This window comes from Allorhizobium sp. GW101-3B10 (assembly GCF_059424725.1).
The window spans coordinates 4329918-4353454 of the sequence record NZ_JBWKZR010000001.1; the positions used below are offsets into that span (position 1 = coordinate 4329918).

Consider the following 23537-nt stretch of genomic DNA (forward strand, 5'->3'; position numbering starts at 1 on the left):
CCGGTTTTCTCTGGCAGATCGGCGGGGCAGCCCAATGCCAAATGCGGTGTTTCAAAAGTCCGCGACCTTGCCCCATGCGGATTGCGAGAAGCGGTCAGGATGATACGGACGGGCATCGACCAGCGGGGCCGATCCGGTGACAAGATCGGCGATCAGATGACCGGCGCCGGGGCCGATGCCGAAACCGTGGCCACTGAAGCCGGCGGCGAGGATGAAGCCGGGAACAGCCGCGGTCTCCCCGATGGCCGGCACACCGTCCGGGGTTGAATCGACGTAACCGGCCCAGCTCGCGGTGATGCGGCGGCCCTTCAATGCCGGCAGCAGTTCTGCGGCACGCTCGTAGGTCATCCGGATCGTGCCGCGATCGACGGCCGGATCGAGGATCCGCATGTGTTCCATCGGGGTCGGACGGTCGAGCCGCCAGCGGGCCAGGCTCTCGTGGCCGCAGCGGACGCCCTCGAGGCCGCCCGGCGACAGGGAGCGCCAGCGACGCATGAACATCGGCAGGAATTGAGCGGCGAAGCGGATCTGCTGGGCGGTGGGGTCCACCCGGCCCCGGCCGCTGATGGCAAGCGTATATCCGCCGTCGCCGCGACGGGTGGCCGAGACGCGTGCGGTGTGCAGCGCATCGGGAAGAATGCCTTCGCCTGCCGCGACAGAGAGGATTGACGATCGTATGGACGCCTGGGGAAACCGGATGCCGAGTTGGCGGCAGAAGGAGGAAGCCCAGGCGCCACCGGAAAGGATTGCCGTGCCGGTGCGGATCGCACCATGTTCGGTGACGACGGCGGAAAGGCGTCCTCCCTCCGTCTCGATGCCGCGGGCGGCGCAGTTCTGAAGCACGGTTCCGCCGTGCTTGAGGACGGCACGAGCGACGGCCGGCGCGGCGGCGGACGGATCGGCGATGCCGTCGCTTGGTGAAAAGACGCCGCCCTTCCAGGCGCGGGCGGTTGCCATTCCACGTTCGGCGGCAGCCACGCTGTCGAGCATATGGGTCGTCACGCCGACGGTGCGGGCAAAATCCCTCCACCGCGCCCAGCCGGCCAGTTCTTCCTCGCTATTGCTCAGATAGAGAAGGCCGCAGCGGCGAAAGCCGGTGTCCTCGCCGCTCTCCTGGGCGAACTGTTCCCAGAGACCGAGGCTCTTCGTTGCCATGGGCAGTTCGCGTGCGTCGCGGTTCTGCTGGCGGCACCAGCCCCAATTGCGGCTCGACTGTTCGGCGCCGACGCGCCCCTTCTCCAGCAAGACGACTTTCAGGCCCCTTTTGGCGAGATAATAGGCGGCAAAGACTCCGACGATGCCGGCACCGATGATGACCGCATCGGCCGAGCGGGGGAGTTCATCGGGGCTGTCCACAAGCGTGAGCGGTGCTGGCATGGGTATCGGTCTCCTTGTCGCGCACTCAGCATAACGGCTGGCCCGTGCCAGGGGTGCTGCACATGCCTGTTGCGCAGCAGAAAATTCGGTGACGAGGCATCAATGCCGATGATCGTGCGGAGGCCTTCCGTGCAGTATGGAATAGACAAGCTTCGCCAGGGTGTTAAGCTCATTTTGGGATTTCTGCAGCATATAGTTCCGCCGCCTTTTCGGCGCTTATCGGGGAGAAGCGTAGATGAAGCTCGACAGGATCGACATCAAGATTCTCTATGAGCTGCAGAAGAACGGCCGCATCACGAATGTCGAGCTGGCCGAGCTGGTAAACCTGTCTCCCAGCCCGTGTCTGATGCGCGTCAAGAAGCTGCAGCAGGAAGGCTATATCGAGGGCTATTCCGCGCAGATCAACGTCGGCAAGCTCGGCCAGACGCTGACCGTTTTTACCGAAATCACCTTGAAGAACCACCGGCAGATCGACTTCGCCCGATTCCTGGCCGTCGTGGAGAAGATCGACCAGGTGATCGAATGCCATCTGGTGTCAGGTGGCTACGACTATCTCATCAAGTTTGTGACCGCCGGTATTGGTGAATATCAGGGGATCATGGAGCGGCTGACCGATATGGATATCGGCATCGACAAGTATTTCAGCTTCGTCGTGTTGAAATCGCCGATCGTGAAGACACATATGCCGTTGACCAGCCTGTTCCCGCTATAGGGCAATTCTGCAGATCTCGCCGGCGGAGCCGGCTGTCAGCTGTGGCCGTAAGTTTTCACCAGTTCCGGATCGAGCTCGAGCGCATCCAGCCAGCCCGGATCGAGCTTCGGAACGGAAGAGAAAAGCAGTTTCGCATAGGGATGCTGCGGCGCCTTCAGCTGTGCCGGCGTGATTTCCTCTACCTTGCGGCCGCCATACATCACGACGATCTCGTTGCAGATCGCCTCGACTACCGAGAGATCGTGGCTGATGAAGATGTAGGACAGCGAAAGCTCCTGCTGCAGTTCCTTCAGCAGATCGATGACGGCTGCTGCGACCACCGTATCGAGAGCAGACGTGACTTCATCGCAAATGATGAGCTTCGGCTCGGCCGCAAGTGCGCGCGCAAAATTGACGCGCTGTTTCTGTCCGCCGGAGAGCTCCTGCGGGCGGCGGTGGCGGATCGTCTTCGGCAGGTGCACCATGTCGAGCAACTGTTCGATTCGGGCATCCCGCTGCTTGCCTTTCATGCCATGATAGAATGTCAGCGGCCGGCCGAGGATTTCCTCGATCGACTTTGCCGGATTGAGCGCAGTATCGGCGTACTGGAAAACGATCTGCATCTCGCGCAGTTGGTCCCGGCTGCGCTTGCGTGCTGAGCCCGCAAGTTCGCCTTTGTCGAAGACGATGGCGCCGGAGAATGCAGGCAGGATGCCTGCAATGGCGCGAGCCAGCGTGGATTTTCCGCAACCGGATTCGCCGATGATACCCAGATTGCGGCCCTTTTCCAAGGTCAGGCTCACATCCTGGACTGCACGAACCAGCGGCAATCCGTCCGGCTGGATCGGGCCGTAGCCGGCAAAAAGGCCACGGACGTCAAGAAGGACGCTGCGGTCTTCTGCCAATGTCTCAGCGCCGCGCGGCTTGGGCTCGAACGCAGCCAGGAGTTCGCGTGTGTAGGGATGCTGTGCACGCGTGAGAATCTCGGCCGTGGCGCCCACTTCCTGCACTTCGCCGTTGCGCAGGACCACGATGCGGTCGGCGATCTGGGCAACGACGGCGAGATCATGCGACACGTAGACGCCGGAAATGCCGCCCTTTTTCATCACCGACTTGAAGGCGCGCAGGACCTCGATTTGAGTGGTGACATCGAGTGCGGTCGTCGGTTCGTCGAAGATCACAAGTTTCGGATCGCCGATGAGCGCCATGGCGGCCGAGAGACGCTGCAACTGCCCGCCGGAGACCTGGTGCGGATAGCGGCTGCCGATCGTTTCCGGATCAGGCAGGGAGAGGGCCCGAAACAGTGCGACCGCCTTCTGCTTCGCCTCCTCGACCGGCATCAGTCGATGGATGCGGGTGACCTCGATCACCTGATCGATGATGCGTTTTGCCGGGTTGAATGCCGCAGCGGCGGACTGGGGGACGTAGGCGACCTCGGTGCCGCGGATAGCGGCGCGTTCACGCTCGTTCAACGAGACCATTTCGTTGCCCGCGATGCAAACACTGCCGCCGGAAATGCGGCAGCCCGCGCGGGTATACCCCATGAGCGTCAGGGCGATGGTGGTCTTGCCCGATCCACTTTCGCCGATCAGCGCCACGATCTCTCCCTGGGCGATGTCGAGGCTCACGCCCTTGATGATCTCGACGCGGCGGCCGCTGTCGGTGGTGGCCTCGACCTTCAGATCACGGATTTCGACGAGGTTTTCCATTCAGGCGCTCCGGTCACGGATCTTTTGCGGCAGGTTGTCGATCAGCAGGTTCACGCTGATCGTCAGGCTTGCGATCGCCAGCGAGGGGGCGATGACGGCGGGTGCACCGAAAGGCAGGCCGCCGACGTTTTCATGGACCAGCGCGCCCCAGTCCGCATAAGGCGGCTGCACACCGAGGCCGAGAAAGGAAAGGCCGGACAGCAGCAGCACGATGAAGACGAAGCGCAGGCCGAGATCGGCGAGCACGGGGCCGGTGATGTTCGGCAGGATCTCCGAGCGGATGATGTAGACGATTCCTTCGCCGCGCGTGCGCGCCACCGTGATGTAATCCATGGTGTTGATGTTGACGGCGAGCGCACGGGCAAAGCGATAGGCCCCGGGCGTGTAGATGACGGCGAGCGTGACAATCAGCACGCTGATGGACGAGCCGACCGCCGCGACCACGACCAGGCCCGAAAGCTTGCTCGGAATGGAGTTCATGGCATCGAGAAACCGGCTCAGTGCCGCATCGAACCACCCGCCGACGACGGCCGCCGTCATTCCCAGGACGACGCCTGAGAAGCAGGCGATGGAGACGGCGGCAAGCGAGATGCCGACGGTGTAGCGGGCGCCCATGAGAATCCGGGACAGCATGTCGCGGCCGAGATAATCCGAGCCGAGCCAGAACCTGCTGCTGATCGGGCCGAAATAGTCCTCGTCGACGATCTCGCCGACCGGGTGGGGGATGATATGCGGCGCGATGAGCGCGATGATCCCCCAGAAGAGCATGATCGACAGGCCGATCATTCCGACCCAGTTGAAGCGGTAGCCGAACTTTTGCGAAAGCGTAAGGGATGGGGTCATGATCAACGCAGCCTCGGATTGGCAAGGATGGCAATGATGTCTGCGAGTGTGATCAGACTGAGATAGCCGACGCAGAAGATCATGGCGCAGGACTGGATGAGCGGCAGGTCGCGGGTTGCGACACCGTCGACCATCAGCTTTGCAATGCCTGGATAATTGAAGATGGTCTCGACGATAATCACACCGCCGACGAGATAGGACAGGGAAAGGGCGACCGCATTGACGATCGGCCCGATCGCGTTTGGCAAGGCATGGCGCAACACCATGCGGGGCCTCGAGGCTCCCTTCAGCAGCGCAGTCTCGACATAGGGCGTGTTGATGGTGTCGATGACGGCGGCGCGGGTCATGCGGATCATTTGCGCCGAGACAACGAAGGTCAGACTGATCACCGGCATGGCGTAGACCTGAAGCATCTGCCAGACGGACGTGACATCATTGGCAAAGGAAAGCGCCGGCAGCCATTTGAGGTAGACCGAGAACACCAGCACGGCCGATGTCGCGACCATGAATTCCGGGATCGAGATGACGCCGATGGTAAGGATGGTCACTGCGCGGTCGTAGAGCGAACCGCGAAACATCGCTGCCGTGATGCCGAGCGTTAGCGCAAGCGGCACGGAGAACATGGCCGTGATCCCGGCCAATCTCATCGTATTGATGAAGCGGCCGCCGACCAGGTCCGCCACTGCGACATTGTTGACATAGGACGTTCCGAGGTCACCGCTCGCGAGACCAACGAGCCAGCGCAGGAAGCGCAGATAGGCGGGCTGATCGAGGTTCATGGCGCTGCGCAGTCCGGCGACCGCTTCGGGCGTCGCGGCCTGGCCGAGCAGGATCGTCGCGGTATCGCCCGGCAGCATCGCGGTGGCGAAGAAGACTGCAAAGGATACGATCAGGAGCGTCAGGGCAGCGATCAGCAGCCGAAGCGTGATGAGATTGAGTACATACGTGCTCAAGAAGAGGCTCCCCTGCTGGACACAGTTAAACATGACGGACAACGCCGCGGGGCGAAAGTCCGGCGGGTGGTAATTTGCCGAGCAGGTACCAGCCCGCCATGGACGAGGAAGGCAAGGCGCCGTTCTGGCACCTTGCCGCCCCAGGGCGTGTCAGGCCTCCAGCCAGACATATTCGGCGAAGGCGTAGCCCATCTGACCACCCAGAGGGTTGGCTTCCAGGCCCTTGAGGCTGCCCGAGAGAGCGTCCACGTTGGAGAGGAAGACCGGGATCACGGTGCCGGCTTCCTCGGATATCATGACCTGCATTTCGTCGTAGATCGCCTTGCGCTTTGCCTGGTCAAGAAGACCACGCGCCTCGACCAGCATCCCGTCAAATTTCGCCGACTTGTACTGGCTTTCGTTCCACGGAGCGTCGGAGGAATAGAGCAACGAGAAGAGAATGTCGGGCGTAGGACGCGGGTTGATGTTCCCGAAGTGCACGGGCGCCTTCAGCCAGTAGTTCGACCAGTAACCATCGGAGGGCACGCGCTGGACATCGAATTTCATGCCGATCTCGACGCCGGCCTGCTGGACGACGGTTGCCATATCCACCGAGGCCGAGGCGGCCTCCGATGCGACGATCGGGATGGACTGGCCAATCAGTCCTGCCTTTTCGAAATGGAACTTGGCTTTTTCGGGGTCGAAGGACTTCGGCTTCAGTTCGGCATTATGGTAGATGCTCGCGGGCGAAACCGGCTGGTCGTTGGCCAGCTCGGCCAGGCCCCGCATGACGGATTTCTGGATCTGCTCGCGATTGATCAAATGCTTCATGCCAGCGACAAAATCGGCCTTGTTGCCCGGTTCCAAGTCGAGGCGCATGTTGAGGTTGGTATAGTTGCCAGACGTGGTCTGGGAGAGGACGAAACCGGGCTGGCTTTCCACCAGCTTCATCGAGCGGGGCTTGATCGATGCCGCCAGATGGATGTCCCCCGAGAGAAGCGCGTTGACCCGGGCATTATCGTCGCTGATGGCGAAATACTCGAAAGAGTCGAGATATGGGCCCTGGGACTTGAAGTAGTTCGGGTTCTTGACGGCAATGGACTTCACACCCGGCTCGAAGCTCTCGAGCTTGAATGCGCCTGTGCCGATGCCCTTGGAAAAGTCCGTCGTGCCATCCTGGACGATCATGAAGTGGTGCATCGACAGGATGGTCGGCAGGTCGGCATTGGGGTTCGCCAGGGTGATCTCGACCGTGAGCGGGTCTACGGCCTTGACGCTGGTGATCTGCTTGGCGATCGAATTGACCTTGGAGCCGACATCGGGATCGAGATGCCGCATCAGCGAGAAGACGACGTCTTGCGACGAGAGTGTCTTGCCGTCATGGAAGGTGACGCCGGAGCGCAGCTTGACGGTCCACACCTTGGCGTCCGAGCTTTCGACGCTCTCCGCCAGCTCCATCTGGGGAACGCCACCCTTGTCGAGGAATGTCAGGCGATTGTAGAGCGCGCAGCAGCGCACATAGTCCGTCGAAAGCGAGGCCTTGGCGGGATCCAGCGCGTCGGCAGTCGATGCCGACCAGCCTGCGGCCTTGAGGTGTCCGCCCGACTTCGGCGTGGACGCATAGGCGCTGGTGGCGCGCCCGAGAATGGCGCCGCTGGCCGTGAGCGCAACGCCGCCGGCCAGCAGCATGTGGAGAAGCTCACGGCGTGTGGCGCCGCGGCGAATGGCATTCTCGACCATCGCGTCGTCCGATGGGGTCCAATTGAGAGTTCTATCGTTCATGTCATTCCCCTTTTTGTCGTCAGGTTATCCGGCTGCCCGTCTTGAAGCAGGCTTGGCTCGTTTTTGAGATGATCGCCGGTCAGCTCCGTGCCGCAGTCGCGGCATCGGCAAGACCGGCCATCGATGTAAAATGGTAGTCAGGCTTGGTGAACTCGGCCGGTTCGATCGTGCCGCCATAGCCCTTCAACGCATGCCGCCGCTCGATCCAGCAATTGGTCATGCCCAGATCCCGCGAGACGCCGATGTCGTGATACTGGCTCTGGGCCACATGCAGGATATCGTCCTTGCCGGCACCCTCTCCGGAGACGAAATCGAAGACGCGGTGAAAGAAGGCCGGGTCGGGTTTCTCGGTACCGGTATCGTCGGCTGTGAAAGCGGCATGAAAGGGATTGCCGAGTTCGGCTGAGAAGTGTTCGAACGCCCAGCGGCGGGCATTCGTCATGGCGATAAGCCGATAGTCGCGGGCAAGCCGCGCCAAGGCTTCGGCGCTGTCAGGAAAGGCTTTCCATGTTTTTGCGGAATCGCGCAGGCGTTCGCCGTTGGCCTGGTTGACCGGCAGGCCGAGCTTCGGGGCAATGACGCGGTAGACGCGCACCAGATCGTCCGGGAAAAGATCGGCATCTTCGGCATAGCGGGCCGCGCGATAGAGGCCGAGCGCTTCCTCGCCATCGACGGCCACGCCCGATTCAGCCGCGATCTCGTTGAGGCAGGACGTCAGCCCGCCTTCGAAATCGATCAACGTTCCGACGACGTCGAAACTCATGTATTTGAATTCAGGCAGAGCCTTGGTCACTTTCCTATCCCCAGTTTCGAACGCAAAGGGTGCCATCTCGGCACGCTGGACGAAAGTTTATGCTGTTCCCGGTCCCGAATTTTTCGGGTTCTTTGTCAAAGGCCCCAAATTTCAAGGGGTCAGGCCTTTGCTTTCTTGAAGTCTGGCATTTTGGCCGCACCGTTTTCGCCGAATCGATGGCATGGCGCGGCACAAAATTCTAAAATGGGGCGCTCCGCGATATTTCGGAGGCGCCTGCCGATGGCCGATTCAGTCCTTCAGCGCCCCGCGAACAGCCGGATCCTCCAGCGTCTGGTCGAGCGTCTTGGCGGTCCGTTCGAGAATGGTGTCGATGTCTTGTTCGGTGCAGCAGAGTGGAGGGGCATAACCCAGAACGCCGTTGGGAAAGGCGCGGATGATCAGTCCGTTGTCCCAGGCCCGATCGAAGATGCGGCGCGCCGGCTGCGCTTCGGCAGGCAGGGGTGCCTTCGTCGTCTTGCTCGAGACCAGTTCGATCGCCGCCAGCATGCCCCGGCCGCGCACGTCGCCGACCAGAGGGTGATCGCGCAGTGCCTCAAGACCGGCCATCAGCCGCGCACCGGCCTTCACGCCGTTCTCCAGAAGGCCGTTTTCGTAGAGCCGGAGGACTTCGAGGCCGACGGCAGCGCTGACGGGATGGGCCGAGTATGTATAGCCGTGGCCGACCGCCGAGGCGCCGGCGCCATCGGCAATCACCTGGTAGACGTGGTCCGCCATGAAAACGGCGCCCATGGGCACGTAGCCCGAGGTGAGCCCCTTGGCGGTGGTCATGAAATCGGGAACGATCCCGTCGTCCGTGCAGGCGAACAGGGGGCCGGTACGGCCGAAGCCGGTGATCACCTCGTCGGCGACGAAAAGGATATCGAGTTCCCGGCAGAGATCACGCATGGCCTTGATCCAGCCTTTCGGCGGGACGATCACGCCACCCGAACCCTGGATCGGCTCGGCATAGAAGGCTGCGACCCGATCGGGACCGATCGATTCGACCTTGGCGCGCAATGCAGCAAGCGATGCCTCGATGATCGACTTCGCATCCTCCCCAACCGGGTTGCGGTAGGGATAGGGGGACGGAATCTTGTGCTGCCAGTCGAACGGAATACCGAAACCGGCGTGGAAATTGGGCAGCGCTGTCAGGCCGGCACCGACCGTGGAGGAGCCATGATAGCCTTGTTCGATGGAGATGAACTGGTCGCGCTGCGGCTGGCCCTTGGCGATCCAGTAATAGCGGATGAAGCGGATCGTGCTGTCGACGGCGTCCGAACCACCGAGGGTGAAGTAGATGTGCTTGAGATCGCCCGGCGCCCGGTCGGCGAGCTCGGACGCAAGACGGATGGCCGGTTCGCTGCCAAGGCCGAAATAGGCCGTCGCATAGGGCAGTTCCCGCATCTGGCGCGCCGCGGCCTCGACGATCGATTCATGACCGTAACCGGCGTTGACGCACCACAGGCCTGCGAAGCCGTCGACGAGCTGATGGCCGGATGCGTCGGTCACCGTCGCCCCCTTGGCGGAGGAGAGGACCCGGACCCCCTGCTGCTCATGGCCGCGATAGGAGGCGACCGGATGGATGAGGTGAGCGCGATCGAGCTCGATCAGGGAATTGTTGTACATGGTCATCTCCGGGTCAGCCGAGGGCCTGATTGGCAAGGGCAAAGGTGGTAACCGCCGGTGCGGCGGGTGGGATAGTGGCGGGGCGGGCCATGGCGATCCCGCCGCCGACATGGGCGAGGCCCTGATCGGCGAGCCACGGGGCAAGGCCGGTTTCGGCGCCGGTGTCGACCCGCAGGAAGGCGCCTTGCCGGCCGCTGATGAAATAGGAGACCAGTGCCTTGGCATCATCGAGATGTGGAGCGACGACGGGGCCGATCACCTGGCCCCGACCGAAAGCGCGCAGGGCGGCAAAGGCCGAAACCCGCCCGTTGCGGCGGATCACGGCGAGTTCTCCCACATCGGCAAGCCTGCGAATGAGATCGGTGCGGTCAGCGCCGTAGGCCTGCCTGTCGAGGGCGACGATGGCTGGAAGATCGGCTGACACGGCGGTTTGCACATTGTCAGGCGCCTGGATGCTACCGGCAATTCCTTGGTGCTGGACTATGGTTCCGGTTCCCCGGAAACCCAGTTTCTCATAGAGGGGCAGTCCCTCCGCTGTGGCGACGAGACGCAGGGGCCGGTCCCCGGCAAGCGCCATCGCGGCCTCCATGAGCCGCCGCCCAAGGCCATATCCGCGCATGTCCTCGTCGACGATCACCATGTTGATCGTCGCGCATTCCTGGCCGTAGGGCGTGACCAGGATGGTGCCAACAACGTCGCCCGAGCCGTTGACTGCGACGAAACCCTCACTCAGCACCAGCGCCAGCTGCCAGTCTTCAGGCCGATGGGGCCAGCCCGCCTGGCGGGACAGCCGCACGGCACCCTCCAGATGGTCCGGACCGATGCGTAGGATGGCGATGTCGATCGTCTGCATGGGGCAATACCTTCATTTCCTGCCCCCAAGTGTTACGGTCAAACTGCCGGAAGATTGTCTGAAGGCGGTGCCGACGGCGCTATCTTCAGCCGTAGCAGCAGGTGGCCGCCGCATCTTATGCCGCGGCCTGGCTGCGGGCATGGCCTTGGCGGCCTTACCGGACCCCGATTGCGTCCGTCCTCCGCAACCAAATACCATTCGGGCGGGGCGATACGGAACTTTCTGCTTTCAAATCCCGCAATTCAGTCGGCGCGGGCGCCGGAAGCGGTCCTATGATCTAGCCATCAGCAAACCGGCTCCAGGCCCGCCATATCGAGGACGACGCGCATGACGACCTTCCGCCCGAAATATATCACCTTCGACTGCTACGGTACCCTGACCAACTTCCAGATGGCGGAAGCGGCGCGCGACCTCTATGGGCACCGGATGGATGAACCGAAGATGTTGGAGTTCATCAAGAATTTCGCCGCCTACCGGCTCGATGAGATCCTCGGCGACTGGAAGCCCTATGCCGATGTCGTCCACAATGCGCTGGCGCGGGCGTGCAAGCGAAACGGCGTCGCCTTCAAGGACGAAGACGCCAGATTGGTCTATGAGCGGGTTCCGAGCTGGGGGCCGCATGCGGATGTGTCGGCAGGTCTCGCCAAGGTGGCGAAGGAGATTCCGCTCGTCATCCTGTCCAACGCCATGAACGCGCAGATCATGTCGAATGTCGAGAAACTCGGAGCGCCCTTCCACGCCGTCTACACAGCCGAACAGGCCCAGGCCTACAAGCCGCGCTTCCGGGCCTTCGAATACATGTTCGACATGCTGGGCTGCGGCCCTGAAGATATCCTGCATTGCTCCTCGTCATTCCGCTATGACCTGATGTCCGCCCATGATCTGGGGATCAGGAACAAGGTCTGGGTCAACCGGGGCCATGAACCGGCCAATCCCTACTACGGCTACGTGGAGATCGCCGACATCTCCGGCCTGCCTGGCGTCGTCGGGCTCTAAGGAAAGACAAAACCCATGAAATACCTGTCCTACTGGCACGATACGGCACCCGGGTTCACGGGCGCTGTCGAGGGGCCGATCGAGGGTCACTACGACGTCGCGGTGATCGGCGGCGGCTTTACCGGGCTTGGCGCGGCGCGGCAGCTTGCCAAAGCCGGGACCAAGGTGATCGTGCTGGAGGCGGAGACCGTCGGCTACGGTGCGTCGGGACGCAATGGCGGCCATCTCAACAACGGCCTGGCGCACAGCTATCTGGCGGCGAAAGCGGAAATCGGCAAGGAGCGCGCCATTGCGCTCTATCAGGCGCTGGATGCCTCGATCGACACGCTGGAGGCGATCATTGCCGAGGAGGGCATCGACTGCAATTTCCGCCGGGCCGGCAAGCTGAAACTTGCCTCCAAGCCGCAGCATTTCGACAGCCTGGCAAAGAATTTCGAGGCCGTGCATGCCGAGGTGGACCCCGACACGGCGCTGCTATCGCCCGCCGATCTCGAGCGTGAGGTCGGATCGCCTTTCCACGGCGCGATGCTGTCGAAGAAGAGCGCGATGATGCATATGGGGCGCTATGTCGCCGGCCTTGCCGGTGCCGCAAGCCGGAGCGGCGCGGTCATTGCCGAGAAGGCGACGGTCAAGGAGCATGGCCAGACGGACGGCCGCCATGTGTTGAAGACGGCAAGGGGCGTGGTGACGGCGGATCAGGTTCTGGTCGCGACCGGAGCCTACACCACGTCGAATTTCGGTTATTTCCGCCGTCGCATCATCCCGGTGGGGAGCTTCATCATTGCCACCCGGCCGCTGACGGAGGCGGAAGTTGCTGAGACCATGCCGGGCAACCGTACCTGCGTGAACTCGATGAACATCGGCAACTACTGGCGCCTCGCGCCGGACAACCGGCTGATTTTCGGGGGCAGGGCGCGTTTCTCGGCCACGTCCGACCAGCGATCCGACGCCAAGAGCGGCGCGATCCTGCGCGAAAGCCTCGTTCGGATCTTTCCGCAGCTGGCCAAGGTCGAGATCGACTATTGCTGGGGCGGTCTGGTCGACATGACCAGCGACCGTTTTCCGCGGGCGGGCTATCACGATGGGGTGTGGTACGCGATGGGCTATTCCGGCCATGGCGCGCAGCTCTCCACCCATCTCGGCATGACGATGGCCGATGCCATGCTTGGACGACCGGATCACAATCCGCTCAAGGATCTCGACTGGCCGGCGGTTCCCGGCCATTTCGGCAAGCCCTGGTTCCTGCCGCTTGTGGGGCTCTACTACAAGGCGCTCGACCGGTTCCAGTAGGGGGCTGCCGGTGCGTATCAAAGCAAAATTGTCCGCCCGATTTCTGCGACAGAATTTTCGCTGACTTCTCCGCCATCGGTTTTGACAGATTAGGTCAATTGTCCTAGTAGTGTTCCACCACTCGGACAATTGACAAGACATGCCTGCATCATCCACTCGTGAACTCATAATCGAAAAGGCGGATTCTCTCTTCTACGAAGGTGGATACGAGGCCACGTCCTTTGCCCAGATCGCGGCGGCAGTGGGCATCTCGCGCGGCAATTTCTACCACCACTTCAAGACCAAGGATGACATTCTAGAGGCCGTGGTTGCTCGCCGCATGGAGCAAACACGTGCGATGCTCCACGGCTGGCAGACCGATGGTGACGGCCCGCGTGAGCGCGTCTTGTCCTTCATCCGCATGCTGATCGCCAACCGGGCGAAGATCATGGCTTTCGGCTGCCCCGTCGGTACCCTGTCTTCCGAACTCGCCAAGCTCGATCACGTCGCACAGGGCCGCGCAGCCGAGATCTTCGGACTATTTCGCGACTGGCTCGTCAGCCAATTTCGGGCGCTTGGTGCAGGCGATTGCGCCGAGGCGCTGGCGCTGCGTCTTCTGGCACGATCGCAGGGAGTGGCTGTCATGGCCACGGCGTTCCGCGACGAAACCTTCTTGCGAAACGAGGTGGCCGGAATAGAGCACTGGCTGGCGACCTTGCCCAACCTTTCCCCATCCAGTTGACCAGGGAGCATCATGTTTGTCACCTTGCTGAAATTTGCGGAGAACCGCGCCGCCGCACCGGAGTTCATGGCAGCGCATAACGATTGGATCGCACAGGGCTTTGCGGATGGCACGTTCCTTTGCGTCGGCTCGCTTCAGCCCGCAGCCGGGGGAGCGATCCTGGCCAATGGGGAAAGCCGGGCCGATCACGATGCACGTATCGCCGCCGACCCGTTTGTCGCGCAGGGTATCGTGACCGCTGAAACCTACGAGATCGATCCCAAACGTACTGCTGCCGCGCTCGATTTCTTGAAGGCGCCAGCATGAACGAAGCCGTTCCCGGACCGGATGGGTTGGTCAACGAGCACCCGGAGAGGTGCGCCATCCGATCCGAAGCCGAGCGGGCGCGAAGGGAATTACATCGCCCCTTATGGTCGTCGCCAAAACCCCGCATCTCTTTGGGATTTTGGGACTAAGTTTCAAACTGTCGCGCAAGGGACATTCGGCGGGCTCACGCGAGCCCACCGATATGGAAGGATTTCATTTCCAGGTATTCTTCGATGCCGGCCCGTGCCCCTTCGCGGCCGAGGCCGGATTGTTTGACGCCGCCAAAGGGCGCGACTTCGGTTGAGATCGCACCGGTGTTGAGACCGACCATGCCGAATTCGAGCGCTTCGCCGACGCGCCAGGCACGTTTCAGACTTTCCGTGTAGAAATAGGAGGCGAGCCCGTAGGGCGTTCCGTTGGCAATCGCCAGCGCTTCTTCCTCGGTTTCGAAGCGGAAGAGCGGCGCCACCGGGCCAAAGGTCTCCTCGCTGGCGAGTTGCATGTCCGTCGTGGCGCCGGTGAGGACAATCGGGGCGGCATATTGCGGGCCGGTCGGCAATTCCGTGCGGGTCGTGACAATCGTTGCGCCTTTGGCAAGCGCGTCGTCGACATGGCGCTTGATCTTGGCGATCGCGGCCTCGTTGATCATCGGTCCGATTGAAACGCCGGATTCGGTGCCGGGTCCGACCTTCATGGCATTGACGCGGCTGCTGAGCTTTTCGGCAAAGGTCTCGTAGACTCCGGCCTGGACGAGAATTCGGTTGGCGCAGACGCAGGTCTGCCCGCCATTGCGGAATTTCGAGGCAATGGCGCCCTCGACGGCGAGGTCAAGGTCCGCATCGTCGAAGACGATGAACGGCGCGTTGCCGCCGAGTTCAAGGGAAAGCCGCTTGACGCTGTCTGCCGCACCGCGCATCAGCAGCGAACCGACCCGCGTCGAACCGGTGAAGGAGATTTTCCGCACCGTCTCGTTTGCCATGATCTCGTTGCCGATCTCGGCGGGCATGCCGGTGACGATGTTGATCACGCCGGCCGGAATGCCGGCCTTCTCCGCAAGCCAGCCGATTGCAAGCGCCGAATAGGGCGTGAATTCGGAAGGCTTGATGACCACGGTGCAGCCGGCGGCAAGGGCAGGCGCCACCTTGCGGGTGATCATCGCATTGGGGAAGTTCCAGGGCGTGATGATGCCGCAGACGCCGACCGGCTCCTTCAGGACGACGATCCGTCGGTCCGGCGTGGGCGAGGGGATGGTGTGGCCCTCGATGCGCCGGGCTTCCTCGGCGAACCATTTGACGAAGGAGGCGCCATAGCGGATCTCGCCGCGTGCCTCGTCGAGCGGCTTGCCCTGTTCCGTCGTCAGGATGAGCGCAAGATTCTCGATGTGCTGGAGCATCAGCGCATGCCAGGCTTCGAGCAGGGCGGCCCGTTCGGCATGGGTCTTCTTCTTCCAGGGGCCATAGGCGGCGGAGGCCGCCTCGATGGCCGCACGGGTCTCGGCGGTGCCCATGTCCGGCACGGTGCCGACCACGGATTGGGTGGCTGGATCGATCACGTCGATATTGTTGCCTGATGCCGCCGGCGTCCACTGGCCACCGATCAATGCGTCTTGCCGGAAGAGGCCGGGTTCTTTCAAAGTGTGCATTTTTCTGTCCTGTCCTGAAGAAATCACAAGGCGGCAAGAACGGCGGCGGTGATCGCCTCTGTCCGGTCCTTGCCCGGAATGGCGCCCATGCCGCTTGCGGTGGTGCGTTCGAGTGCCGCCATGATCGCAGCGGCGGCGTCGGTTTCACCCAGATGGTCGAGCATCATCGCTCCAGACCAGATGGTGGCAATCGGATTGGCGATGCCGAGATGGGCGATATCGGGCGCAGAACCATGCACCGGCTCGAACATCGAGGGGGCGCTTCTGTCCGGATTGATGTTGGCGGACGCGGCAAAGCCGAGCCCTCCTTGGATCGCCGCGCCAAGATCGGTGAGGATGTCGCCGAAGAGGTTGGAGGCGACGACGACATCGAGAGTCTCCGGCGCCATGACCATGCGCGCGGCCATGGCGTCGATGTGGTAGCTGGTGACCTCGACATCCGGATACCCTGCCGCGAGCTGCCGGGTCACCTCGTCCCAGAAGACCATCGAGTACTTCTGGGCGTTCGACTTGGTGACGGAGGCGAGCTTTCCGCGGCGCGCGCGCGCCTGTTCGAAGGCAAAACGCAGGATGCGCTCGACGCCGGTGCGGGTGAAGATCGAGGTTTCAACCGCTACTTCATTGGCTGTGCCCTGATGGATGCGGCCGCCGGCGCCGGAATATTCGCCCTCGGTGTTTTCTCGGATGCAGAGGATGTCGAAGGCGTCCGCCTTGAGCGGACCTTGAACCCCCGGCAGCAGGCGATGGGGGCGGATATTGGCATATTGCACGAAGCTCTTGCGGATCGGCAGCAGGAGGCCATGCAGCGAAACCGAATCCGGCACTTGCTGCGGCCAGCCGACAGCACCGAGCAGGATGGCGTCGAAACTGCGCAGCGTCTCGATACCGTCCTGCGGCATCATCGCGCCGGTTTGCCTGTAGAAGGCGCAGGACCAGGGGAATTCGGTCGCTTCGAGCACAGAACCGGCCGCACCGGCCGCCTTCTTCAGGACTGACCAGGCAGCGGCCGTGACATCGCGTCCGATGCCGTCGCCGGGAATGAGGGCAATCCTGTGGGTTTTCATGATGGACATCCTCAAAGGCTGATCAAGACGCTCTTGCTCTTGCGGTTGGCGTGGAAGGCTTCGCGGCCCAGATCCTTGCCGATGCCGGATTGCTTGTAGCCGCCGGTCGGCAGGATATGATCGCGCGAGCGGCCGTAACGGTTGACCCAGATGGTTCCGGCCTGAAGGCGACGGGTGATCCGGATCGCCCGGGAAAGGTCGCGGGTGAAAAGCCCGGCGCAAAGTCCGTAGGTGGGGTGTTCGGCCAGCGCCAGCGCCTCCTCTTCCTCGCGGAAAGTCTGGAGTATCAGCACGGGGCCGAAGATCTCTTGCGTGACGGCCGGGGATTTTGCGTCGACCCCGGCAATCAGCGTCGGCGCATAGAAGTAGCCTGGGCCATCCATCGGCGCGCCGCCCGTCAGGCACTCGCCACCGGCAGTCACCGCGGCCGAGACGATCGAATGGATGCGCTCACGCTGCTTGTCCGAAATGATCGGCGAATACTGCGCTGCCGCATCCCAGGTCGGCATGGGATGAACCGCATTCATGTGCCTCAGGATCGCATCCACAAGCGGCGCCGCTGCGCTTTCCTCAACGATCAGGCGTGATCCGGCGACGCAGGCCTGGCCGGCATTGCTGATGATGCTGGTGGCGATCGCTGCCGCCGCCTTGTCGAGATCGGCATCGGCGAAAACCAGCTGAGGGCTCTTGCCGCCGAGTTCCAGCGTCATCGGTTTGATCCCGGTGCGGGCGACGTTTTCCATGATCGCAGAGCCTGCGCGCGTCGAGCCGGTGAAACTGACCTTGGCGATATCGGGATGGCCGGTGATGGCATTGCCGGTCACCTGGCCGTCGCCGAGCACGACATTGATCAGTCCGGCCGGCAAACCGGCGCGCACCGCGAGTTCGGCGAGATAGATGGCGGAAAACGGCGTCATCTCGGAGGGTTTCAGCACCACGGCATTGCCGGCGGCGAGCGCCGGGCCGAGCTTCCACGCGGCCATGGAGATGGGGAAGTTCCACGGCGTGATGGCGCCGACCACGCCGTAGGGTTCGGTCAGGATCATGCCGAGATTGCCGTCATCGGTCGGCACGAGGTCGCTGCCCTCCTTGTCGGCGAACTCGGCGAAGAAGCGGATCTGCTCGGCGGAAATGGCAATGTCGCCTTCGACGAGATGGCCGACCGGCCGCGTCGAGGAAAGTGCCTCGAGCCGGGCGAGCGTCGCGGCCTCCTGCTGGATCATATCCGCCCAGCGGTGCATCACGTTCAGCCGCTCGCGCGGCCGAATGCCGCCCCAGTTGCTGGTCTTCAGTGCAGCTTTTGCGGTCTCGACCGCACGGTCGACCATGTCGGCGTCGGCCAGCGGGCAACCGGCATAGGCCTTGCCATCGGAGGGCCGTTGCATCGAGATGACACCATCCGCCGGGATGAGGCGATCGCCGATGAAATGGCCGACGGGAAGGGAGAGGCTGTCTGGATGGAAGCTCAGGGTCATGCGGATTACCTCGGATCGCTATCGTGCGAGGCTAGCGGATCGGCGGGAGTGGCTTGATCCGATCGCGGCGGCGGCAACGGTCGAAAACCCTGTTTTTCTGCCGTCGCGCAGCTTATTCTTCGGTGCCCCGTCATGGCAGCGGCGGGCGTAGATGACGGCCGCTGCCCGCGTTTTCAAGCCGTTACGTAGATCTTGCGGACCGTCTCGATCGTCCTCCAGGTTCCGACGAAACCGGGCTTCATGACGAAACTGTCGCCGGCCTTGTAGATGACCGGCTCGCCGCCTTCCGGCGTGATTTCCACCAGGCCGGAGAGGATATGGCAGAACTCGAAGGTCTCACCCTTGATCGAACGGGTCAGCCCCGGCGTGGCTTCCCACACGCCGGTATGGATGGTCTCGTTGCGGGCGGCGTCCTGCGCCCAGGTCTTGAAGCTGGGGGTTCCGGAGATCAGCCGTTCCGGCGTCGGGACGGCCTCGCGGGGAGCAAAGGAAGGGTTGGGGTCAATGGTTTTCAAAAGCGACATGGTTTTCCTTTCGGGTTGGACAAGTCAGTATCCGCGGCTGCGATCGACAAGGCCGACCGGATCGAGGCCGGCGCGCAGGCGCTTGATGTTGTCGATGACGGCGCGGGCAGCGGTATGCGGCTGGGTGACACTGGCCACATGGGGGGTCAGCAGGATGCGGGGATGGCTCCAGAAGGCATGGCCGGGCGGAAGCGGTTCGGGATCCGTCACGTCGATCACGGCACCGCAGAGCCGTCCGCTATCGAGGGCTGCAAGGAGGTCTTCGTGATTGAGCTGTGGTCCTCGTCCGGTATGAACAAGCCCGGCCCCTTCGGGCAGGTGGGCGAAGAGATCCGCATCGAGGAAGCCGCGCGTTTGGTCGGTCAGCGGCAGCAGGCAGACCAGAATGTCGGTTGCCGACAGCATATCCTTCAGGCCCGCGTCTCCGGCGTGGCATGTCACGCCCTCGATCTGGCGCTGTGTGCGGCTCCAGCCTGAAAGCTGGAAACCGAAGGGCTTCAGCCGCTCGAACACGGCCTGGCCGAGCATGCCGAGGCCGAGCACGCTGACGCGGCGCTCGGGTGCCTGTACCGGAGGACGTGCCTGCCAGATCTGGTTCCGCTGCTGGCCGAGATAGGCGGGCAGGTCGCGGTGGAGCGAGAGCACGGCAAGCGTCGCATATTCCTGCATCATGCGCACGATGCCTTCTTCGACCATGCGAACGACCTTCACATGGCCCGGCACGTCGGCAATGCGGAACTGGTCGACGCCGGCGCCGATGGAAAACAGCACCTCGAGATTGCGGTAGCGTTGCAGGTCTTGCGGAACGGTCCAGGTGATCAGGTAACGCACGGACTGCGGATCGACCGCTGCAGGGTCCATGGAAAAAGCCAGATCCGGCAGATCGTGCGCAAACGCCTCCTGGAAGATGGCGCCGCGGCGGGCATCGGAATGAAAGAGAAAGGTCATGGTCAGGGGTCGTCTCGCGATCTGTGTCGAATTCAGGCGCGACAGCGCATGCCGAGCGCCTCGATCATTGACTGGCAAGCGGAGAGTTCGCTTGCCAGGATGTATTCGTCGGGCTTGTGGGCGCGGCCGATGTCGCCCGGGCCGCAGATGATGGCGTCGATTCCGGCGGCCTGGAAGAGCCCGGCCTCCGTGCCGTAGCTGACGGCGGCCAAGGGCTCCTGGCCGGTGAGTTCCGTCAAAAGGTCGGCAAGGGCGGTCTGCCGCGCCAAGGAGAGGGCGGGATAGGCGCTCAGTTCTTCCCATTCGACGCCGATCCCGGAGGCCCGCAAAACCTCGGCGGCGGAGCGGATCGGCGCCAGCAACGCGGCGGGATCGACGCCCGCGATGGCCCGTGCCTCGATGTCCAGACTGCAGCGGTCGGGAATGATGTTGAGGGCCTGGCCGCCCTGGATCACGCCAACCTGCAACGAGGAATAGGGCGGCTCGAAGGTTCGGTCGAACGGCCCGTTGGCGAGATCGTGTGCCTTCGATACGGCCGCCTGGAGCACGCTTGCCATGGCATGCACCGCATTGAGACCCAGATCCGGCCGGGAGGAGTGACCGGAGCGGCCTTTGAGCGTGACGCGGGCTGCCGCCTTGCCCTTGTGCGCGAGGATGGGCCGCATGCCGCTCGGCTCGCCGATCACCGCGCCTGCAGGCGGCGCGCAGAGTTCGGGTAGCCGGGCAAGGAGATGGGGCACGCCGCGGCAACCGGCCTCTTCGTCATAGGAGAAGGCGAGATGGATGGGCCGGGCAAGCGGCGCGGCGGCAAGTGCTGGGACGGATGCCAGCACTGCGGCAAGAAACCCTTTCATATCCGTGGTTCCACGGCCATGGAGCCGTTCTCCGTCGCTGCGCAGGGCAAAGGGGTCGCCCGTCCAGGTTGTCTCCTGCGCGGGGACGACGTCCATGTGGCCGGACAGGATATAGCCGGCTTTGTCCGAAGGGCCGATGGAGGCGAAGAGATTGGCCCTGTCGCCTTCCGGTCCGGGAAGAATCCGCGCGGTGATGCCGAAGCCTTCGAGATAGGATGTGATCCATTCGACGATGGCGCCATTGGGCGTGCCGACGACCGACGGGAAGCTCACCAGCGCTTTCAGGATGTCGGTGGCATTCATGGCGCTGTCCTCGTGCGGATTTTGGCACCGGCTTGGGTGCTTGATCATGGTTCGACTTGAAAGACTAAGTGCGAACGGCATGAATGGCTGCCGAAAGCGCCCGCCATACGGTCAATTCTTGTGCCGGAACTGGCGGTTGAAGCGGAAAGTTCTGCAAACCTCGGCTAGGATGCTCGCGAGAGAGGTCGCTGTGCGAGCCCGGGCAGGTCATGTGGCAGTGAAGAGGCGGACGATGGATTTGAAAGTGCCGGAGACGTTGCATGTCGACGCGTTCCAGATGCGTTTCGCCGACGTGGCCGATGTCGATCTGGAGCAGTTGCATGCGCTGTCCATCTCGGTCCGCTGGCCGCACCGGGCAGAAGACTGGCAGTATCTGCGACAACTCGGCCACGGTTTCGTCGCTCTGGACGAAATCGGCCGCGTCATGGGGTCGGCGATGTGGTTTCCGCACGGCGAAAATTTCGCGACCCTCGGCATGTTGATCACATCGCCGCGGCTGCAGACGAACGGGACGGCGAAATGGCTGATGCAGCGCGTCTTGGTCGAGTGCCCCGGCGTGAGTTTCCGGCTGAATGCGACGCGCGCGGCACGACGGCTGTATCGCTCTCTGGATTTCGTGGAGCGGCGGACCGTCTTTCAGTGCCAGGGAAAGGCCCGCAAACCGGGCGGGTCGGGCGAACTGCCGACCGGATACGAGGTGAGACCGCTCCGGACGAGCGATCTTGAGGCGGTGATCGCATTCGATGCGCCGGGCTTCGCCGTTCCTCGCCCCGTCCATATCGCCAGCCTGTTCGAAAATTCGCTCTGTTACGGTCTATTTCATGGCGAGCAGTTGCGGGCCTACTCGATGAGCCGCGCCTTCGGGCGCGGCCATGTCCTGGGGCCGATCGCTGCATTGTCGGAGGAGGACGCGATCATGGTCGCAAGACCGCATGTGGACACCCATGCCGGTCGTTTCCTGCGCATCGACACCCATTTTGAGTCCGGTCCCTTCGCGAGCTTCATACAGCAATGCGGCCTGCCGGTCTTTGACACAGTGACGACCATGACGCTCGGCGAAGGCGTCGACTACGGCTCCGTCGGCCAAGACAGCGCCGCGCCGTTCGCGCTTGCCTCCCAATCGTTGGGATGACAGGCGCGGAGCAAGTTCTCGAGCCCCTGAAACGGCGCGGTGGCCTTGTTGTGGAGTGCTAACCCGAGAGGCATCGGCCTCAGGTTCGGGTGGGTTCTCAGGCCGCCGTCTGCTTCAGTCTCAAAGCCATCCAGGCCGAGACTGCAGCCCAGGCGGCGCTCATATAGTCGTTCGCCTGATAGAGCGCTGCGTCCGGGTCTGCCTGCAGGGCCATCATGCGCGCACTATACCCATTGAAGTCGTCGAGTATACGCAGAGAATCCGCCGCCTTGGCCGGGTGCTGGATCGCCAAGCCCTCGATCTCTCGGCGTGCGCGCTTCTGGAAGACACGAAGGCCGCGACCGTCCTCCCGCCAGAGGCGGCGGGTGAGGAAATCCAGCGCCTGCATGCCGGTCGTGCCCTCGTAGATGGTCATGATGCGGGAATCGCGCAGGTATTGCTCGAGCGGCCAGTCGCGCGTGTAACCGGCGCCGCCGAGCACCTGGATGGCGGCATTGGCGACGTCGAAGCCTGCCCCGGCGCCGAAATTCTTGATGAGCGGCAGCATCCAGCCGGCAAGATCGGACAATTCCGAACGAAGGTTCGGATCGGGTTCGAGGCGGGCAAGGTCCATGACGGTGGCAAGTTCCAGCACCGCGGCCCGCAGCACCTCCGTGCGCGAGCGGATTTCCTGCAGCTGCCGGCGCACGTCCGGGTGGGCCACGATCGGCAGCGGGGGCGCTTCCGGCGGACCGCCCTGGCGACGCTCGGCGGCATAGGCCTCGGCGATGTCGGCCGAAGCCGACGCGATGCCGAGGCCCTGGCAGGCCGTCAGCAGGCGCATCAGCTCGATCATGGCAAAGAGTTCGGGCAGGCCGCGGCCCTGTTGGCCGATCAGGATACCGCGTGCGCCGTCGAAGCGCAGGGCGCAGGTGGGGGAGCCGTGCAGCCCCATCTTCTCCTCGATCCGGTCAAGCGAGATGCCATTCGGCTCACCATCGATCCGGTTGGGGACGAGAAACAGGCTGAGCCCCCGCGAGCCCGGCGCGTCGCCGGTGCGGGCCAACAGGCAGTGGCCGATGCGTTCCGTCATGTCGTGATCGCCGAAGGAGATCCAGATCTTCTGTCCGCTGATGCGCCACTCGCTGTCGATGAACTCAGCCCGGGTGCACAACCGCCCGACGTCGGAGCCGGCATCAGGCTCGGAAATGCAGATGGTCGCGGCCCATTCGCCGGCTACCAGTCGAGGCACCCATTCGGCCGCGGTCTCCGCGTCCGCCGCCCGGGCGAGCAGGTGGGACGCCGCACGGCTCGATCCAGCCGCCATCATCAAGGCCACGCAGCCGCGTTCGAAGAGCGATGAACAGGCGGCTTGGACCGTGAGCGGCAGGCTCTGGCCGCCAAAAGTTTCCGGCACATCCATGCCGAGCCAGCCGGCTTGCGCGTACTGCCGATAGGCGTCGGCAAAGCCGGCCGGCGTCCGGACGCGGCTCTCGCTCACCGTGCAGCCCTGGCGATCGCCGATCGTGTTCAGCGGATGAAGCACGCCCTCGGCGAAGCTGGCAGCCTCATCGAGGATGGCTCGCGTGGTTTCGTCGTCGCAATCCGGGTGCAGTTGCTGGAGCCGCTTCCAGCCGGGCGTGATCCGAAGCAGTTGTGCGGTTCGTTCCGCTTGGCGCGCGAAGACCGACATGGCG

At 63.2% G+C, this 23537-nt stretch carries 21 protein-coding genes; 6 read left to right on the forward strand and 15 right to left on the reverse strand.

Annotated elements, in window-relative coordinates:
- Nucleotides 1-51: 51 nt before the first annotated feature.
- Nucleotides 52-1377 carry an NAD(P)/FAD-dependent oxidoreductase gene (locus tag AC07Y0_RS21270; protein WP_498679631.1) on the reverse strand — a complete coding sequence of 442 codons (1326 nt, stop codon included), beginning with the start codon at nucleotides 1375-1377 and terminating at the stop codon, nucleotides 52-54.
- 235 nt (nucleotides 1378-1612) lie between these two features.
- Here AC07Y0_RS21270 and AC07Y0_RS21275 point away from each other — a divergent pair, with 235 nt between their 5' ends.
- Nucleotides 1613-2089, forward strand: coding sequence for an Lrp/AsnC family transcriptional regulator (locus AC07Y0_RS21275; RefSeq protein WP_498679632.1), 477 nt, complete (start codon nucleotides 1613-1615; stop codon nucleotides 2087-2089).
- Nucleotides 2090-2124: 35 nt separating this feature from the next.
- On the opposite strand, the gene AC07Y0_RS21280 is transcribed toward AC07Y0_RS21275, so the two are convergent.
- The 7 genes from AC07Y0_RS21280 to AC07Y0_RS21310 all read right to left on the reverse strand — a co-directional run bounded on the left by AC07Y0_RS21280 (nucleotide 2125) and on the right by AC07Y0_RS21310 (nucleotide 10606).
- The gene (locus AC07Y0_RS21280; protein WP_498679633.1) at nucleotides 2125-3777 is read right to left on the reverse strand and encodes an ABC transporter ATP-binding protein; all 1653 of its coding nucleotides are present in this window, start codon (nucleotides 3775-3777) and stop codon (nucleotides 2125-2127) included.
- Complete coding sequence (locus AC07Y0_RS21285) at nucleotides 3778-4620, reverse strand: ABC transporter permease (protein WP_498679634.1); 843 nt, start codon at nucleotides 4618-4620, stop codon at nucleotides 3778-3780.
- Between the two features lie 2 nt (nucleotides 4621-4622).
- Nucleotides 4623-5573 (reverse strand): ABC transporter permease, encoded by a 951-nt coding sequence (locus tag AC07Y0_RS21290; protein ID WP_498679635.1) that lies wholly within the window; start codon nucleotides 5571-5573, stop codon nucleotides 4623-4625.
- Nucleotides 5574-5723: 150 nt separating this feature from the next.
- Nucleotides 5724-7334, reverse strand: coding sequence for an ABC transporter substrate-binding protein (locus AC07Y0_RS21295; protein WP_498679636.1), 1611 nt, complete (start codon nucleotides 7332-7334; stop codon nucleotides 5724-5726).
- A gap of 79 nt (nucleotides 7335-7413) precedes the next feature.
- On the reverse strand, nucleotides 7414-8127 hold the full coding sequence (locus AC07Y0_RS21300; RefSeq protein ID WP_498679637.1) for an HAD-IA family hydrolase: 714 nt from the start codon (nucleotides 8125-8127) through the stop codon (nucleotides 7414-7416).
- Between the two features lie 249 nt (nucleotides 8128-8376).
- Nucleotides 8377-9753, reverse strand: a complete 1377-nt coding sequence (locus AC07Y0_RS21305) for an aspartate aminotransferase family protein (RefSeq protein WP_498679638.1) — start codon at nucleotides 9751-9753, stop codon at nucleotides 8377-8379.
- A gap of 13 nt (nucleotides 9754-9766) precedes the next feature.
- Nucleotides 9767-10606 carry a GNAT family N-acetyltransferase gene (locus tag AC07Y0_RS21310; RefSeq protein WP_498679639.1) on the reverse strand — a complete coding sequence of 280 codons (840 nt, stop codon included), beginning with the start codon at nucleotides 10604-10606 and terminating at the stop codon, nucleotides 9767-9769.
- A 327-nt stretch (nucleotides 10607-10933) separates the two neighbouring features.
- Here AC07Y0_RS21310 and AC07Y0_RS21315 point away from each other — a divergent pair, with 327 nt between their 5' ends.
- From AC07Y0_RS21315 to AC07Y0_RS21330, 4 genes are all read left to right on the forward strand, one after another.
- Entirely contained in the window at nucleotides 10934-11602 is a 669-nt protein-coding gene (locus AC07Y0_RS21315) for a haloacid dehalogenase type II (protein ID WP_498679640.1), read from the forward strand.
- A 15-nt stretch (nucleotides 11603-11617) separates the two neighbouring features.
- The gene (locus AC07Y0_RS21320) at nucleotides 11618-12892 is read left to right on the forward strand and encodes an NAD(P)/FAD-dependent oxidoreductase (RefSeq protein ID WP_498679641.1); all 1275 of its coding nucleotides are present in this window, start codon (nucleotides 11618-11620) and stop codon (nucleotides 12890-12892) included.
- A gap of 139 nt (nucleotides 12893-13031) precedes the next feature.
- Nucleotides 13032-13613 carry a TetR/AcrR family transcriptional regulator gene (locus AC07Y0_RS21325; protein ID WP_498679642.1) on the forward strand — a complete coding sequence of 194 codons (582 nt, stop codon included), beginning with the start codon at nucleotides 13032-13034 and terminating at the stop codon, nucleotides 13611-13613.
- Between the two features lie 12 nt (nucleotides 13614-13625).
- Nucleotides 13626-13919, forward strand: a complete 294-nt coding sequence (locus AC07Y0_RS21330; protein WP_498679643.1) for a YciI family protein — start codon at nucleotides 13626-13628, stop codon at nucleotides 13917-13919.
- Nucleotides 13920-14103: 184 nt separating this feature from the next.
- Here AC07Y0_RS21330 and AC07Y0_RS21335 read toward each other — a convergent pair whose 3' ends face one another.
- From AC07Y0_RS21335 to argE, 6 genes are all read right to left on the reverse strand, one after another.
- Nucleotides 14104-15561: an NAD-dependent succinate-semialdehyde dehydrogenase gene (locus AC07Y0_RS21335; protein ID WP_498679644.1), complete on the reverse strand. Its 1458-nt coding sequence runs from the start codon at nucleotides 15559-15561 to the stop codon at nucleotides 14104-14106.
- Between the two features lie 23 nt (nucleotides 15562-15584).
- Nucleotides 15585-16625: a tartrate dehydrogenase gene (locus AC07Y0_RS21340; RefSeq protein ID WP_498679645.1), complete on the reverse strand. Its 1041-nt coding sequence runs from the start codon at nucleotides 16623-16625 to the stop codon at nucleotides 15585-15587.
- An 11-nt stretch (nucleotides 16626-16636) separates the two neighbouring features.
- The gene (locus AC07Y0_RS21345) at nucleotides 16637-18100 is read right to left on the reverse strand and encodes an aldehyde dehydrogenase family protein (RefSeq protein ID WP_498679646.1); all 1464 of its coding nucleotides are present in this window, start codon (nucleotides 18098-18100) and stop codon (nucleotides 16637-16639) included.
- A 173-nt stretch (nucleotides 18101-18273) separates the two neighbouring features.
- Nucleotides 18274-18624, reverse strand: a complete 351-nt coding sequence (locus tag AC07Y0_RS21350; RefSeq protein ID WP_498679647.1) for a cupin domain-containing protein — start codon at nucleotides 18622-18624, stop codon at nucleotides 18274-18276.
- A 24-nt stretch (nucleotides 18625-18648) separates the two neighbouring features.
- Nucleotides 18649-19572, reverse strand: coding sequence for a 2-hydroxyacid dehydrogenase (locus tag AC07Y0_RS21355; RefSeq protein WP_498679648.1), 924 nt, complete (start codon nucleotides 19570-19572; stop codon nucleotides 18649-18651).
- A 32-nt stretch (nucleotides 19573-19604) separates the two neighbouring features.
- The gene (gene argE / locus AC07Y0_RS21360) at nucleotides 19605-20729 is read right to left on the reverse strand and encodes an acetylornithine deacetylase (protein ID WP_498679649.1); all 1125 of its coding nucleotides are present in this window, start codon (nucleotides 20727-20729) and stop codon (nucleotides 19605-19607) included.
- 232 nt (nucleotides 20730-20961) lie between these two features.
- Here argE and AC07Y0_RS21365 point away from each other — a divergent pair, with 232 nt between their 5' ends.
- Nucleotides 20962-21861 (forward strand): GNAT family N-acetyltransferase, encoded by a 900-nt coding sequence (locus AC07Y0_RS21365; RefSeq protein ID WP_498679650.1) that lies wholly within the window; start codon nucleotides 20962-20964, stop codon nucleotides 21859-21861.
- A 97-nt stretch (nucleotides 21862-21958) separates the two neighbouring features.
- Here the strand turns inward: AC07Y0_RS21365 and AC07Y0_RS21370 are convergent, their stop codons facing one another.
- Nucleotides 21959-23533, reverse strand: a complete 1575-nt coding sequence (locus AC07Y0_RS21370; protein ID WP_498679651.1) for an acyl-CoA dehydrogenase family protein — start codon at nucleotides 23531-23533, stop codon at nucleotides 21959-21961.
- Nucleotides 23534-23537: the final 4 nt, after the last annotated feature.

Coding starts and splice junctions, on each gene's coding strand:
- AC07Y0_RS21270 (WP_498679631.1), bottom strand. CDS start 1,377: ATGCCAGCACCGCTCACGCTTGTGGACAGCCCCGATGAACTCCCCCGC.
- AC07Y0_RS21275 (WP_498679632.1), top strand. CDS start 1,613: ATGAAGCTCGACAGGATCGACATCAAGATTCTCTATGAGCTGCAGAAG.
- AC07Y0_RS21280 (WP_498679633.1), bottom strand. CDS start 3,777: ATGGAAAACCTCGTCGAAATCCGTGATCTGAAGGTCGAGGCCACCACC.
- AC07Y0_RS21285 (WP_498679634.1), bottom strand. CDS start 4,620: ATGACCCCATCCCTTACGCTTTCGCAAAAGTTCGGCTACCGCTTCAAC.
- AC07Y0_RS21295 (WP_498679636.1), bottom strand. CDS start 7,334: ATGAACGATAGAACTCTCAATTGGACCCCATCGGACGACGCGATGGTC.
- AC07Y0_RS21305 (WP_498679638.1), bottom strand. CDS start 9,753: ATGTACAACAATTCCCTGATCGAGCTCGATCGCGCTCACCTCATCCAT.
- AC07Y0_RS21310 (WP_498679639.1), bottom strand. CDS start 10,606: ATGCAGACGATCGACATCGCCATCCTACGCATCGGTCCGGACCATCTG.
- AC07Y0_RS21315 (WP_498679640.1), top strand. CDS start 10,934: ATGACGACCTTCCGCCCGAAATATATCACCTTCGACTGCTACGGTACC.
- AC07Y0_RS21320 (WP_498679641.1), top strand. CDS start 11,618: ATGAAATACCTGTCCTACTGGCACGATACGGCACCCGGGTTCACGGGC.
- AC07Y0_RS21325 (WP_498679642.1), top strand. CDS start 13,032: ATGCCTGCATCATCCACTCGTGAACTCATAATCGAAAAGGCGGATTCT.
- AC07Y0_RS21330 (WP_498679643.1), top strand. CDS start 13,626: ATGTTTGTCACCTTGCTGAAATTTGCGGAGAACCGCGCCGCCGCACCG.
- AC07Y0_RS21335 (WP_498679644.1), bottom strand. CDS start 15,561: ATGCACACTTTGAAAGAACCCGGCCTCTTCCGGCAAGACGCATTGATC.
- AC07Y0_RS21340 (WP_498679645.1), bottom strand. CDS start 16,625: ATGAAAACCCACAGGATTGCCCTCATTCCCGGCGACGGCATCGGACGC.
- AC07Y0_RS21345 (WP_498679646.1), bottom strand. CDS start 18,100: ATGACCCTGAGCTTCCATCCAGACAGCCTCTCCCTTCCCGTCGGCCAT.
- AC07Y0_RS21350 (WP_498679647.1), bottom strand. CDS start 18,624: ATGTCGCTTTTGAAAACCATTGACCCCAACCCTTCCTTTGCTCCCCGC.
- AC07Y0_RS21355 (WP_498679648.1), bottom strand. CDS start 19,572: ATGACCTTTCTCTTTCATTCCGATGCCCGCCGCGGCGCCATCTTCCAG.
- argE (WP_498679649.1), bottom strand. CDS start 20,729: ATGAATGCCACCGACATCCTGAAAGCGCTGGTGAGCTTCCCGTCGGTC.
- AC07Y0_RS21365 (WP_498679650.1), top strand. CDS start 20,962: ATGGATTTGAAAGTGCCGGAGACGTTGCATGTCGACGCGTTCCAGATG.
- AC07Y0_RS21370 (WP_498679651.1), bottom strand. CDS start 23,533: ATGTCGGTCTTCGCGCGCCAAGCGGAACGAACCGCACAACTGCTTCGG.